Here is a 13,151-nt window from a genome sequence, read left to right as displayed (position 1 = left end):
GAAGGTTAAATGGGAAGGGTATCACCGAAGTGAATACATAGCTTTGGTGAAGCGAACCCGGGGAACTGAAACATCTCAGTACCCGGAGGAAAGGACATCAACAGAGACTCCGTTAGTAGTGGCGAGCGAACGCGGACCAGGCCAATGCCTTTGATTCAACTAGCAGAAGCTTCTGGAAAGGAGCGCCATAGTGGGTGACAGCCCCGTATGCGAAAGTGATGTCAAAGGATTCGAGTAGGGCGGGGCACGTGAAACCCTGTCTGAACGTAGGGGGACCACCCTCTAAGCCTAAGTACTCCTGTATGACCGATAGTGAACTAGTACCGTGAGGGAAAGGTGAAAAGCACCCCGATGAGGGGAGTGAAACAGTACCTGAAACCGAACGCCTACAAGCAGTTGGAGGGTCCTTGAGACCTGACAGCGTACCTCTTGCATAATGGGTCAGTGACTTAGTGTAACAAGCAAGCTTAAGCCGTTAGGTGTAGGCGCAGCGAAAGCGAGTCTGAATAGGGCGACTGAGTTTGTTGCATTAGACCCGAAACCCGGTGATCTAGGCATGACCAGGCTGAAGGTGCGGTAACACGCACTGGAGGGCCGAACCGTTCAATGTTGAAAAATTGTCGGATGAGTTGTGTTTAGGGGTGAAAGGCCAATCAAACCGGGAAATAGCTGGTTCTCCGCGAAATCTATTGAGGTAGAGCGTCAGACGAATACCATGGGGGGTAGAGCACTGGATGGATGCGGGGGTCGCGAGATCTACCAATTCTAACCAAACTCCGAATACCCATGAGTAATATCTGGCAGACAGACGGCGGGTGCTAAGGTCCGTCGTCAAAAGGGAAACAGCCCTGACCTACAGCTAAGGTCCCCAAGTCACGTCTAAGTGGTAAAGCATGTGGGAATCCCAAAACAACCAGGAGGTTGGCTTAGAAGCAGCCATCCTTTAAAGAAAGCGTAACAGCTCACTGGTCTAAATAAGGGTTCCTGCGGCGAAAATGTAACGGGGCTCAAGACGTGCACCGAAGCTTAGGGTGTGTAGTTTACTACACGCGGTAGCGGAGCGTTCCGTAGGCTGATGAAGCGATCTGGTAATGGGTCGTGGAGGTATCGGAAGTGCGAATGCTGACATGAGTAGCGATAAAGAGGGTGAGATGCCCTCTCGCCGAAATCCCAAGGGTTCCTGCTTAAAGCTAATCTGAGCAGGGTAAGCCGGCCCCTAAGACGAGCCCGAAGGGGGTAGTCGATGGGAACCACGTTAATATTCGTGGGCCTGGAGGTGTGTGACGGATCTCGTAAATTGTCTGACCTTATTGGATTGGTCAGGCTTTGAAGAGGTTCCAGGAAATAGCCCCTCCATTATAGACCGTACCCTAAACCGACACAGGTGGGATGGTAGAGTATACCAAGGCGCTTGAGAGAAGTCTCCTGAAGGAACTCGGCAAATTGCCTCCGTACCTTCGGAAGAAGGAGGCCCCACATCTGGGCAACCAGTTGTGGGGGGCACAGGCCAGGGGGTAGCGACTGTTTAGCAAAAACACAGGGCTCTGCTAAGTCGGCTTCAAGACGACGTATAGGGCCTGACGCCTGCCCGGTGCCTGAAGGTTAAGTGGAGTGGTGCAAGCTGCGAAATGAAGCCCAGGTAAACGGCGGCCGTAACTATAACGGTCCTAAGGTAGCGAAATTCCTTGTCGGGTAAGTTCCGACCTGCACGAATGGCGTAACGACTTCCCCACTGTCTCCAGGAGATGCTCAGCGAAATTGAATTCTCCGTGAAGATGCGGAGTACCCGCGGTTAGACGGAAAGACCCCGTGCACCTTTACTGCAGCTTCAGAGTGGCATTAGGAAAGAACTGTGTAGAATAGGTGGGAGGCTTTGAAGCATTGGCGCCAGCCGATGTGGAGCCACAATGTGAAATACCACCCTGTTGTTTTCTGATGTCTAACCTCGATCCATGAAACTGGATCAGGGACCCTCTGTGGCGGGTAGTTTGACTGGGGCGGTCGCCTCCTAAAGAGTAACGGAGGCGCGCGATGGTAGGCTCAGGACGGTTGGAAACCGTCTGTTAGAGTGCAATGGCATAAGCCTGCCTGACTGCGAGACTGACGAGTCGAGCAGAGACGAAAGTCGGTCATAGTGATCCGGTGGTCCCGAGTGGAAGGGCCATCGCTCAACGGATAAAAGGTACGCCGGGGATAACAGGCTGATGATTCCCAAGAGCTCATATCGACGGAATCGTTTGGCACCTCGATGTCGGCTCATCACATCCTGGGGCTGGAGCAGGTCCCAAGGGTTTGGCTGTTCGCCAATTAAAGTGGTACGTGAGCTGGGTTCAGAACGTCGTGAGACAGTTTGGTCCCTATCTGCCGTGGGCGTCGAAATTTGAGAGGAGTTGACCCTAGTACGAGAGGACCGGGTTGAACATACCTCTGGTGTACCTGTCGTTCCGCCAGGAGCGCAGCAGGGTAGCTATGTATGGACGGGATAACCGCTGAAAGCATCTAAGCGGGAAGCCTCCCTCAAGATAAGATTTCATAGAGCCGTGGAAGACCACCACGTTGATAGATCGGATGTAGAAGCGCGGTAACGTGTGGAGCTAACCGATACTAATTGCTCTATTCGCACTTAAGAGTCCCACCATCAACGACAGTCCTGTAGGATTGTCCGCGACGTGGATGATTGTAAAACAGTCCATATTGCACGGGCATCGATTGAAACCCTTTTTGACCTACGCCGGCTTCATTGCTTGGTGACCATGGCGTCAGTGACCCACCCGATCCCATCTCGAACTCGGACGTGAAACCTGACAGCGCCGATGGTACTATGGCTCAAGCCCTGGAAGAGTAGGACGTCGCCAGGCATTGCAGCCGGCGTATGGTCGAAAAACGGAAAAACCCATTCACAAGTTCAAAGGCCGGCAGCGATGCCGGCCTTTTGCTGTTTTGCGGCTCAGAAGCCGCATATTGGTGGCGCGGGATGGAGCAGCCCGGTAGCTCGTCAGGCTCATAACCTGAAGGTCGTAGGTTCAAATCCTACTCCCGCAACCAACAAGACCCGCCTTCTGGCGGGTTTTTTTGTGTCCGGCAGCGGCGAGAGACCGCGCTGCGGGTCGCGATCGCTGGAAAATGCGGCCCAAAGGACCTATTTTGCACCCATGACCACCTATCTCGACGTCACCGCCACCACGCCGCGCACGCGCACCGGCGCGATCAAGCTGCACGGCCCCGATGCCTTTGCCGGCATGCGCCGCGCGGGGCGGATCGCGGCGGAGACGCTCGACGCGCTGGTGCCGCTGGTGGTGGCCGGAGTCAGCACCGCCGCGCTCGATGATTTTGCGCGCGACGCGATCGTTGCCGCCGGCGCGGTGCCGATCAACATCGGTTACCAGGGCTATCGGCACGCGAGCTGCATCTCGGTCAACCATGTCGTGTGCCACGGCATTCCCGGCGACAAGGCGCTGAGCGAAGGCGACATATTGAACATCGACCTGACCGCGGTCGTCGATGGCTGGCACGGCGACACCAGCCGCATGTTCCTCGTCGGCGACGTGCCGCTGAAGGCGAAACGGCTGGTCGACGTGACCTATGAGTGTCTGATGCTCGGCATCGAGGCGGCGGTTCCCGGTAACCGGCTTGGCGACATCGGCCATGCGATCCAGCGCCATGCCGAAAAACATCGCTATTCGGTGGTGCGCGACTTCGTCGGCCACGGCGTCGGTCTCGTCTATCACGACGAACCCGACGTGCATCATTATGGTCGCCCCGGCACCGGACCCGAACTGCGCCCCGGCATGATCTTCACGATCGAGCCGATGATCAATATCGGCAAGCCGGGGGTGAAGATCCTCGACGATGACTGGACCGCGGTGACCCGCGACCGGTCGCTGTCGGCGCAGTTTGAACATTCGATCGGCATCACCGAAACCGGGCCCGAGATCTTCACGCAGAGCCCCAAGGGGCTGAATCACCCACCCTATCGGTGAGTCCGCCTATTTGGCGAAGAGCTGGCCGAGGTCGGCGAACGCCTTGAATTCCAGCGCATTTCCGGCGGGATCGCAAAAAAACATCGTCGACTGCTCGCCGGGCTGGCCCGCGAACCGCGTGTGCGGTTCGATCACGAAGGTCACCCCATGCGCCCGCAACCGGTCGGCGAGAGCGTGCCATTCGGCGGGGGGCAGGACGACACCGAAATGCGGTACCGGCACGGCGTGGCCGTCGACCGGATTATGCCCCGCGACGCCCGCGCGCTTCGCATCGACGCGGTGCGCGACGATCTGATGGCCATAGAGGTTGAAGTCGATCCAGTCGGGGTCGCTGCGCCCCTCGGGGCAACCGAGAATCCGCCCATAGAAATGGCGCGCGGCGTCGAGGTCGTCGACCGGGAAGGCGATGTGGAACGGGGCGAGGTCGGTCATGCTGCGGTTTTGCCGCAGACCTGCCCGGAAAGCCACCCCGCCCCTTGGGTTGTGCGCCGCAACATGCTACGCGCGCGCCCATGTTGACGATCAGTAGCCTCACCGTGCGCCTTGGCGGGCGTGCCATTCTCGACCGCGCGACCGCGAGCCTGCCGGGCAAGAGCCGGACCGGGCTGATCGGGCGCAACGGCGCCGGCAAATCGACGCTGATGAAGGTGATGATCGGCCAGCTCGAGGCCGACGAGGGTGGCATCGAAATGCCGCGCAAGACGCGCCTCGGCTATATCGCGCAGGAAGCGCCGAGCGGCACCGCGACGCCCTTCGACACGGTGCTCGCCGCCGACACCGAACGCGCCGAACTGCTCGAAGCATCGGAGACGGTGACCGACCCCGACCGGCTCGGTGACATCCACGAGCGGCTGATCGCGATCGACGCCTACACCGCGCCGGCGCGCGCCGCGCGCATCCTGATCGGGCTGGGGTTCGACGAGGCGATGCAGGGTCAGCCGCTCGACAGCTTCTCGGGCGGGTGGAAGATGCGCGTCGCGCTCGCCGCTTTGCTCTTTTCGAACCCCGACCTGCTGCTGCTCGACGAACCGTCGAACCACCTCGACCTCGAAGCGACGATGTGGCTTGAATCCTTCCTCAAATCCTATCCCGGCCAGCTCGTCGTGATCAGCCACGAACGCGACCTGCTCAACAATGTCGTCGACCATATCCTGCATCTCGAGGGCGGCAAGGTGACGCTCTATCCAGGCGGTTACGACGATTTCGAGCGCCAGCGCGCCGAACGCGCGGCGCAGCTCGCGGCGGCAAAGGCGGCGCAGGATGCCCAGCGCGCCAAGCTGCAGGATTATGTCGCACGCAACAGCGCCCGCGCCTCGACCGCGAAACAGGCGCAGTCGCGCGCCAAGCAGCTCGCGCGGATGCAGCCGATCGCGGCGCTGTCCGAAGATCCGAGCCTGGCGTTCGATTTCCCCAGCCCCGACGAGCTGCGCCCGCCGCTGATCACGCTCGACCTCGCGAGCGTCGGCTACACCCCGGGCAAGCCGATCCTGCAGCGGCTCAACCTGCGCATCGACCCCGACGACCGCATCGCGCTGCTCGGCCGCAACGGCAATGGCAAGACGACGCTGGCGCGGCTGCTCGCGGCGCAGCTGACGCCGATGGACGGCGAAATGGCGGCGACGGGCAAGATGCGCGTCGGCTATTTCACCCAGTACCAGGTCGAGGAACTCGACGGCGGCGACACCCCGCTCGAACATATGACGCGGGTGATGGAGGGCAAGACGCAGGGCGCGGTGCGCGCGCAACTCGGGCGCTTCGGTTTCTCGGGCAACAAGGCGACGACGCAGGTGGCGAAGCTGTCGGGCGGCGAGCGCGCGCGGCTGGCACTGGCGCTGATCACGCGCGACGCGCCGCATATGCTGATCCTCGACGAACCGACCAACCACCTCGACGTCGATGCGCGCGAGGCGCTGGTGCAGGCGCTCAACGGCTTCGACGGCGCGGTGATCCTCGTCAGCCACGACCGCCACATGCTCGAACTCACCGCCGACCGGCTGGTGCTCGTCGACAATGGCACCGCGCGTGATTTCGACGGCAGCATGGACGATTATGTCGCCTTCATTCTCGGCAAATCGTCCGAGAAGGAGCGCGGCGCGTCGAAGGCCGACCGCAAGGAAGACCGCAAGGCGGCGGCTGCCGCGCGCGAAGCGGCGGCGAAGATCAAGAAGGCGGTGTCGGACGCCGAGGCCGATCTGGCGAAATATGAGGTCGTGCTGACCGCGATCGACCGCGCGATGTTCGATCCCGCAGGCGCGGCGAACGAATATAAGGGGCTAACGATGAGCGAATTGTCGCAGCGTCGCGGCAAGATCGTCGCCGCGCAGCAAGCCGCCGAGGCGCGCTGGGTCGAGGCGAGCGAGGCGCTGGAGCGCGAGACCGCCTAGGCGGTCCGCCGACGCGCTCTGGCGATCGAGGCGCTCTGGATCGCCGCCAGCAGGAACAGGATGACCGCGATGAATCCGCCGAGCGCCGTCACGATATAATAGGTTTGCCGCCCGCCGACCGAATTGGTGGTCATCAGATAATGCGGCGACGCGGTCGCCACGCCCTGCTTTTCGAACGCCGCGACGACGTCGGCGGGCAGGCCGTTCTCGACCAGCACCCCCTGCATATGATCGGCGAGGAAGATGTTGGTGCGCGGCGCCTCGCCGCTGTCGGCAAAGGCATAGCTCGCGCGGTCGATGAAGAAACGCACCGGCGCGTCCTTCGCGGCCCCTTCGGCGACGACGGGCACATAGATGGTCTGGTGGTCGATATCGGCCGAGCGCGAGCGGAACGCCTCGTCCATCTGCAGCGCGCGGTCGGTGTCGGGGACGGCGCGCGCAAAGATCGCCGAGCCTGTCGGCGGTGCCGCGCCGCCGAGCGCGGCGAGATCGACCGTCGCCGGCGGGTCCGACGGGTCGGGGAGCGTCTGCGAGTATAGATAGGAACCGCCCGCGACGAGCGCGAGAATGACGCCGCAGATCAGCACGCCGCTACGCACCCGGTGCAGGATCGGCACCGGATCGTCGCCCGCGATCAGCGAGGCCTGGTTCAGCAATTCACGCTCGCGGAGCACGCGAAACGCGGGGATCGCGAGGATGAAGGCGGGGACGAGCGCGGTCCAGACCTGCTCATACCCGCCCCATTTCGCGATCTGCCATTCGGCGAGCCAGCGGTAGAGGCCGCTGAAATGGCTATATTCCCACCAGGCCCAGCCCGCGACGAGCGCCAGCCAGCCGATCGCGAGCCAGAAGCGGAGCGCCGATGGCCGTGTCATATTGTCCTCGTCGCCCATAGTCGCGGTGCCGGCGGGGGCGTCAGGGGCCGGTCTTCACCGGCGCGACGTTGACCTTCTGGGTAATGTTCGTTGCGGGCGAAAATTTGTTCGCCACCGCGGACGGTCCGTCGAACTTGATGTGGAAGTCGCCGCTGGCGCCCTGGACATTGTCGAGCGCGTCCTCGGTCAGTTCGACCGCGCCGGCTTTCGACACTTCGGTTTCGCGTTTCTTGGTCATGGTCTGTCTCCAAATAAGCCGGGGTTCAGCCCGGCGCCACAAGCGACCCAAGTCTCGCTCGTCCCAGATACACTGGAACCGACATGGGAGATAGACCGATTCGGCCCCCGCTTCAGTGCGGCGGGTCACAGCCACGGCATGCGGCATGTCGATTGACTCGGCGGCCGTATTCCATCATAATAGTTTCAATTGAAACTAGATGAGGAATGACCATGGCCGACCTGTTCGACAATCCGCTGGGCCTCGACGGTTTCGAATTCGTCGAATTTTCGGCGCCCGAAAAGGGCGTGCTCGAACCGGTGTTTCAGGCGATGGGCTTCACCTTGATCGCGCGCCACCGCTCGAAGGACGTGCAATTGTGGCGCCAGGGCGGCATCAACCTGATCGCCAATTACCAGCCCAAATCGCCCGCCGCCTATTTCGCCGCCGAACATGGTCCGTCGGCGTGCGGCATGGGCTGGCGCGTCCGCGACGCGGCGAAGGCCTATTCGGAAGCGATCGCACGCGGCGCCGAACCGGTCGAGGTGATGCCGGGGCCGATGGAACTCCGCCTGCCCGCGATCCGCGGCATCGGCGGCTCGATCATCTATCTGGTCGACCGTTACGGCGACGACCTCAGCATCTACGACATCGATTTCGTCTATGAGGACGGCGTCGATCGCCATCCGGTCGGTGCGGGTATGCAGCTGATCGATCACCTCACCCACAATGTCTATGGCGGCCGCATGGCGCATTGGGCGGCGTTCTACGAGCGCATCGCGGGCTTCCGCGAGATCCGCTATTTCGACATCAAGGGCGAATATACCGGGCTGACCTCGAAGGCGATGACCGCCCCCGACGGCAAGATCCGCATCCCGCTCAACGAGGAAGGCGCCGGCGGCAAGGGCCAGATCGAGGAATATCTGCGCGCTTATAATGGCGAGGGCATCCAGCATATCGCGTTCAGCTGCGACGATCTCTACGTCGCGTGGGACAAGCTCAAGGCGCTCGGCAACCCCTTCGCGCCGGCACCCCCCGCGACCTATTACGAGATGCTCGAAAGCCGCCTGCCCGGCCATGGCGAGTCGGTCGAGGGTCTGCAATCGCGCGGCATCCTGCTCGACGGCTCGACCGAGGACGGCGACCCGCGCCTGCTGCTCCAGATTTTCGGCCAGACGGTGATCGGCCCGGTCTTCTTCGAATTCATCCAGCGCAAAAAGGACGAGGGGTTCGGCGAGGGCAATTTTACCGCGCTGTTCAAATCGATGGAAATGGACCAGATCCGCCGCGGCGCGCTGACCGTCGAGGAGCCGGCCGAATGACCAGCCCGATCAAATTGGGCGGCGTCCACCACGCCGCCTATCGCTGCAAGGACGCCAAGCAGACGGTCGACTGGTACGAGCGTATGCTCGGCATGACCTACACCACCGCCTTTGCCGAGGATCATGTGCCGTCGACCGGCGAATATGACCCCTATATGCACGTCTTCCTCGACGCGGGGAATGGCAACATCCTGGCGTTTTTCGAGCTGCCCAACCAGCCCGACATGGGACGCGACACCAACACCCCGGCGTGGGTCCAGCATCTGGCGTTCAAGGTCGGCAGCTATGACGAACTGGTCGCCGCCAAGGCGCATCTGGAGAGCGAGGGCGTCGATGTGCTCGGCCCCACGCATCACGGCATTTTCAAGTCGATCTATTTCTTCGACCCCAACGGCCACCGCGTCGAACTGGCGTGCGACATCGGCACCGCCGAGCAATATGCCGAGCTGCGCCGCGTCGCGCCGCTGATGCTCGAAGAATGGAGCCAGACCAAGAAGGCCCCGCGCCACGCGGATTGGCTGCACACGGCGGCGAACGAGTAGGCCCGATCAGAACGTCCGCGAGAAGCTGACCAGATCGGCGTCGGGGTCGCCGTCGCCGCAGATCATGCCGCGCAGCATCTGCGCGGCCATCATCGAAAAGGTGATGCCATTGCCGCCATAGCCCATCGCGGCGTAGCAGTTTGGCATGCGCGGGATGCGACCGATCGTCGGGGTGCCGGTTCTGCTGTCGCCGAAACTGCCCGCCCAAGCATGGGCAGGTGTCGGATCGATTGTCGGCAGCAGTGCGCCCAGCTTGCGCGAAAGGGTCCTGGTCTTGTCGGCCAGTTTGGCATCCCGTTCCTCGGCATCGCTGATTTCCTCATCCTCGCCGCCGCAGATGACTTCGCCCGCCGGGGTGGAGCGGATATAGAGATAAGGGTCTGCGGCCTCCCAGATCATCGCTGCGGTCGGCCAGATCGCGCGCGGTTGTGCCTTGGTCGCAATCGACCAGCTCGAGATGATCCGGTTCCCCTTGCGCGGGATGCCTTTCATCATTTCGTATCCCGCTGCGACGACCAGATACCGTGCCCGGATTTCGCGTCCATCCGCGCTCTGCAGGGTCACGCGGCTGTCGCTGGGTGAGACGTCGCAAATGTCGACCGGGCTATAGACCCGTGCCCCGCGACCGATTGCGACGTTCAGATATCCTGCCGCCAGCTGACGCGGGTCGGCCGAATAATTGCCGAAGCCTATGATGGCGTGACGCCCGGCGATGCCATAGCGATCAAGGACTGTGGCCGGTTTCAGCAACTCGATTTCGAACCCCGCGCGCCGCCGGGCATCGGCCTCGCGCGCGAGGCCCTCTGGATCGAGGACATTGCCATGCAGATAGATCGACCCGCGCGTCGCGGCGTCGACCTTCAGCCCGAGGCGTTCGGTTCGCTCGCGCAGGGCATCGACGGCTTGGCGCGACCGCCGCCACAAACGTTCGGCGCGATCGCGGCCGATCTGTTCGGACAAGAGCGATAGCGGCGTGTCGATTTCATATTGCAGCATCGCGGTCGACGCGGCGGTCGATCCGTCCAGCGGACGGCGGCGATCAAGCACGACGACCTGAAGTCCGGCCTCGGACAGCGTTTCGGCGATCAGCGCTCCCGAAATCCCGGCACCGATGATCGCTACGTCGCAGCGGATATTCCGGTTCAAACTCTGCGTCGGGATCGTCGGCCGCCGCCGGGCCGACCAGATCGACTGACCGGTTCGCAGATCGCGATGACGGGTGACCGAGACTTGAGCCGACATGAGATCCTCCTATCGCGACAGGAGCGACGTTCGTTCAATTCGCGGCGTGCAAAGGGGTTGCAGCCGGATCCTGCGCTATTTGCGGTCGAGCCCCATGCTCTGCAGCGTCGCGCCGCTGCATTTGTCGGCTTCCTTGGTCTTGCCGTCGCCCGACAGCGCGCCGATCGCCAGGAACCCGGCGACCACCGCGACCAGGAAGGCGCCGGTGACCCAGATCAGATATTTGTCGATGAATGCCTTGATCGGCGCCCCGAACAGCCGGAACAATATGCCGACCAGCAGGAAGGAAAAGGCCCGGCTGGCGAGGCTCGCCCACAGGAAGGTCCAGAAATTCATGTGGATGAAGCCGGCGGTGATCGTCAGCAGCTTGAACGGGATCGGCGTCGCGCCTTTGATCAAGATAATTTCGGCGCCGAATTCGCGCAGGTAACAGGCGGCGGGCGGGAAGGCGTCGGTCAGCCCGAGCACCCCAAGCAGCCACAGCCCGACGCTTTCATAGAGGAAGAAGCCGATCGCGTAGCCGAACATGCCGCCCGCGACCGAGGCGAGGGTGCAGATGACCGCATAACGCACCGCCTTTTTCGGGTTGGCGAGGCACATCAGGCCGAGCAGCGGGTGCGGCGGGATCGGGAAGAAGCTCGCCTCGACAAAGGCGACCAGCGCCAGCCAGGCCTCGGCGTGCGGATGCGCTGATTTCTCCATCGTCCAGTTGTACATGCGATGGATCAGGCCGGGCCGATGGGTGGTGGCGGTCATGCTGGTCCTTTGATGCGACAATTCGCGCGAGCGTACCTATGGCGGTGGGCCGGGGCGAAGTCGAGATGCTGTTCCCCGGCGAAAGCCGGGGCCCAGATTGCTAGCCCAACCTTGCCCTCATGGACCCCGGCTTTCGCCGGGGAACATTCCATCAATGCCTGAAATGCCGCATCCCGGTGAACACCATCGCCAGCCCCGCCGCGTTCGCCGCCGCGATGACCTCGTCGTCGCGGATCGAGCCGCCGGGCTGGATGACGCAGGTCGCACCCGCCTCGACCGCCGCCAGCAACCCGTCGGCGAAGGGGAAAAAGGCGTCGCTCGCCACCGCGCTGCCGACCGTGCGGGCTTCGGCCCAGCCATGGCTCTCGGCCGCCTCGCGCGCCTTGACCGCGGCAATGCGCGCGCTGTCGCGGCGGTTCATCTGCCCCGCGCCGATGCCCGCGGTCGATCCGCCCTTGGCGTAAACGATCGCGTTCGACTTCACATGCTTGGCGATCGTCCAGGCGAACAGCGCGTCGGTCAGCTCTTCCTCGGTCGGCGCACGGTCGGTGACGATTTTCAGGTCGGCGCGGGTGATACGGCCATTGTCGCGGCTCTGCGCCAGCCAGCCGCCGGCGATCGTCTTCATCATGATGCCGCCGCGCGCCGGGTCGGGCAGTTCGCCGGTCAGCAGCAGGCGCAGGTTCTTCTTCTTCGCGAACACCGCGCGCGCGTCGGCGTCGGCGTCGGGGGCGCAGACCACCTCGGTGAAAATCCCGCTGATCGCCTCGGCCGTCGCGCCGTCGAGCGGGCGGTTGACCGCGATGATGCCGCCGAAGGCCGACACATCGTCGCATTTCAGCGCCGCGTCATAGGCCTCGGCGATGGTGGCTGCCGTGGCGACGCCGCAGGGGTTGGCGTGCTTGACGATCACGCAGGTCGGATCGGCCTCGCGGAATTCGGCGACCAGTTCGAGCGCGGCGTCGGCGTCGTTGATATTGTTGTAGCTGAGTTCCTTGCCCTGAACCTGTTGCGCCTGCGCGATGCCGCGCCCGGCGGGGCCGGCGGGCAGATAGAGCGCCGCCTTCTGGTGCGGATTCTCGCCGTAACGCAGCTCGGTCGACAGCTTGGCGGTCAGCGGCAGCGTGTCGGGGAAGAATTTGCCCTGGTCGGCGAAAGCGAACCATTGCGCGATCATGCCGTCATAGGTCGCGGTGTGCGCAAAGGCGGTGGCGGCGAGGCGCTTGCGCAGCGCCAATGTGGTCGCGCCATTGTTGGCGTCCATTTCCGCGATCAGTGCGGCATAATCCTCGGGCTCGGTGACGATGCCGACGAAGGCGTGGTTCTTCGCCGACGAGCGCACCATCGCGGGGCCGCCGATGTCGATATTCTCGATGATCGTATCGCGGTCGGCGCCGCTCATCACGGTCTGGAGGAAGGGGTAGAGGTTGACGACGACCAGATCGATCGCGCCGATCCCGTGCGTCTCCATCGACGCGACATGCGCCGCATCGTCGCGCACCGCGAGGATGCCGCCATGGACGGTCGGGTGCAGCGTCTTGACGCGGCCGTCCATCATCTCGGGAAAACCGGTGAGGTCGGAGACGTCGAGCACCTCGTGCCCCGCTTCGCGCAGCGCCTTGGCGGTGCCGCCGGTCGACACCAGCTCGACCCCGTGGCGGACGAGCGCGGCGGCAAGCTCGGCGAGCTCCGCCTTGTCGCTGACGGACAGCAGGGCGCGGCGGACGGGAATCAGGTCGGTCATGGGGAAGGCGGCCTTTGCAGGATGGGAAAGACGCGGCCCCCCTAGGCGCCAAGGGACGTTAGGGCAAGCGTCGTCGCCCCCGCGAAGGC

At 63.0% G+C, this 13,151-nt stretch carries 10 protein-coding genes, 1 tRNA gene and 2 rRNA genes (1 of these 13 running past the window's edge); 7 read left to right on the top strand and 6 right to left on the bottom strand.

Going from position 1 to position 13,151, the window contains the following annotated elements:
• From ASD67_RS05385 to map, 4 genes are all read left to right on the top strand, one after another.
• Positions 1–2,627 (top strand): 23S ribosomal RNA (locus ASD67_RS05385); it begins 167 nt to the left of the window's first position.
• Positions 2,628–2,743: 116 nt separating this feature from the next.
• Positions 2,744–2,858 (top strand): 5S ribosomal RNA (gene rrf / locus ASD67_RS05380).
• Positions 2,859–2,968: 110 nt separating this feature from the next.
• Positions 2,969–3,045 (top strand) — tRNA-Met (locus tag ASD67_RS05375).
• A 107-nt stretch (positions 3,046–3,152) separates the two neighbouring features.
• Positions 3,153–3,980, top strand: coding sequence for a type I methionyl aminopeptidase (gene map / locus ASD67_RS05370; protein WP_056344440.1), 828 nt, complete (start codon positions 3,153–3,155; stop codon positions 3,978–3,980).
• A 6-nt stretch (positions 3,981–3,986) separates the two neighbouring features.
• On the opposite strand, the gene ASD67_RS05365 is transcribed toward map, so the two are convergent.
• The gene (locus tag ASD67_RS05365) at positions 3,987–4,412 is read right to left on the bottom strand and encodes a VOC family protein (RefSeq protein WP_056344437.1); all 426 of its coding nucleotides are present in this window, start codon (positions 4,410–4,412) and stop codon (positions 3,987–3,989) included.
• Between the two features lie 80 nt (positions 4,413–4,492).
• On the opposite strand from ASD67_RS05365, the gene ASD67_RS05360 reads away from it, so the two are divergent.
• Positions 4,493–6,364: an ABC-F family ATP-binding cassette domain-containing protein gene (locus ASD67_RS05360; protein ID WP_056344434.1), complete on the top strand. Its 1,872-nt coding sequence runs from the start codon at positions 4,493–4,495 to the stop codon at positions 6,362–6,364.
• On the opposite strand, the gene ASD67_RS05355 is transcribed toward ASD67_RS05360, so the two are convergent.
• Together ASD67_RS05355 and ASD67_RS05350 are read right to left on the bottom strand one after the other, a co-directional pair.
• The gene (locus tag ASD67_RS05355) at positions 6,361–7,239 is read right to left on the bottom strand and encodes a hypothetical protein (RefSeq protein ID WP_156377578.1); all 879 of its coding nucleotides are present in this window, start codon (positions 7,237–7,239) and stop codon (positions 6,361–6,363) included. The two genes, ASD67_RS05360 and ASD67_RS05355, sit on opposite strands and share 4 nt — an antisense overlap.
• A gap of 40 nt (positions 7,240–7,279) precedes the next feature.
• On the bottom strand, positions 7,280–7,477 hold the full coding sequence (locus tag ASD67_RS05350; RefSeq protein WP_056344428.1) for a hypothetical protein: 198 nt from the start codon (positions 7,475–7,477) through the stop codon (positions 7,280–7,282).
• 212 nt (positions 7,478–7,689) lie between these two features.
• On the opposite strand from ASD67_RS05350, the gene hppD reads away from it, so the two are divergent.
• Together hppD and ASD67_RS05340 are read left to right on the top strand one after the other, a co-directional pair.
• Positions 7,690–8,778 (top strand): 4-hydroxyphenylpyruvate dioxygenase, encoded by a 1,089-nt coding sequence (gene hppD / locus ASD67_RS05345; protein WP_056344425.1) that lies wholly within the window; start codon positions 7,690–7,692, stop codon positions 8,776–8,778.
• The gene (locus ASD67_RS05340) at positions 8,775–9,320 is read left to right on the top strand and encodes a VOC family protein (protein ID WP_056344422.1); all 546 of its coding nucleotides are present in this window, start codon (positions 8,775–8,777) and stop codon (positions 9,318–9,320) included. Before hppD ends, ASD67_RS05340 begins: the two co-directional genes overlap by 4 nt.
• 6 nt (positions 9,321–9,326) lie before the next feature.
• Here ASD67_RS05340 and ASD67_RS05335 read toward each other — a convergent pair whose 3' ends face one another.
• From ASD67_RS05335 to purH, 3 genes are all read right to left on the bottom strand, one after another.
• Entirely contained in the window at positions 9,327–10,562 is a 1,236-nt protein-coding gene (locus ASD67_RS05335) for an NAD(P)/FAD-dependent oxidoreductase (RefSeq protein ID WP_056344419.1), read from the bottom strand.
• A 75-nt stretch (positions 10,563–10,637) separates the two neighbouring features.
• A complete protein-coding gene (locus ASD67_RS05330) occupies positions 10,638–11,291 on the bottom strand; it encodes a YqaA family protein (RefSeq protein ID WP_056347043.1) in 654 nt (217 codons plus the stop codon).
• 178 nt (positions 11,292–11,469) lie between these two features.
• On the bottom strand, positions 11,470–13,062 hold the full coding sequence (gene purH / locus ASD67_RS05325) for a bifunctional phosphoribosylaminoimidazolecarboxamide formyltransferase/IMP cyclohydrolase (protein WP_056344417.1): 1,593 nt from the start codon (positions 13,060–13,062) through the stop codon (positions 11,470–11,472).
• Positions 13,063–13,151 lie beyond the last annotated feature (89 nt).

Origin of the sequence: Sphingopyxis sp. Root1497, assembly GCF_001427085.1 — a bacterium.
Taxonomy (GTDB): Bacteria; Pseudomonadota; Alphaproteobacteria; order Sphingomonadales; family Sphingomonadaceae; genus Sphingopyxis.
The sequence above is the reverse complement of the archived record's forward strand: the minus strand, read 5'-3'. Positions and strand labels throughout refer to the sequence as shown.

Bases quoted from the DNA above. Each gene is read 5' to 3' on its own strand.
- hppD (WP_056344425.1), top strand. From the start codon at position 7,690: ATGGCCGACCTGTTCGACAATCCGCTGGGCCTCGACGGTTTCGAATTC.
- ASD67_RS05355 (WP_156377578.1), bottom strand. From the start codon at position 7,239: ATGACACGGCCATCGGCGCTCCGCTTCTGGCTCGCGATCGGCTGGCTG.
- ASD67_RS05340 (WP_056344422.1), top strand. From the start codon at position 8,775: ATGACCAGCCCGATCAAATTGGGCGGCGTCCACCACGCCGCCTATCGC.
- map (WP_056344440.1), top strand. From the start codon at position 3,153: ATGACCACCTATCTCGACGTCACCGCCACCACGCCGCGCACGCGCACC.
- ASD67_RS05365 (WP_056344437.1), bottom strand. From the start codon at position 4,412: ATGACCGACCTCGCCCCGTTCCACATCGCCTTCCCGGTCGACGACCTC.
- purH (WP_056344417.1), bottom strand. From the start codon at position 13,062: ATGACCGACCTGATTCCCGTCCGCCGCGCCCTGCTGTCCGTCAGCGAC.
- ASD67_RS05360 (WP_056344434.1), top strand. From the start codon at position 4,493: ATGTTGACGATCAGTAGCCTCACCGTGCGCCTTGGCGGGCGTGCCATT.
- ASD67_RS05335 (WP_056344419.1), bottom strand. From the start codon at position 10,562: ATGTCGGCTCAAGTCTCGGTCACCCGTCATCGCGATCTGCGAACCGGT.
- ASD67_RS05350 (WP_056344428.1), bottom strand. From the start codon at position 7,477: ATGACCAAGAAACGCGAAACCGAAGTGTCGAAAGCCGGCGCGGTCGAA.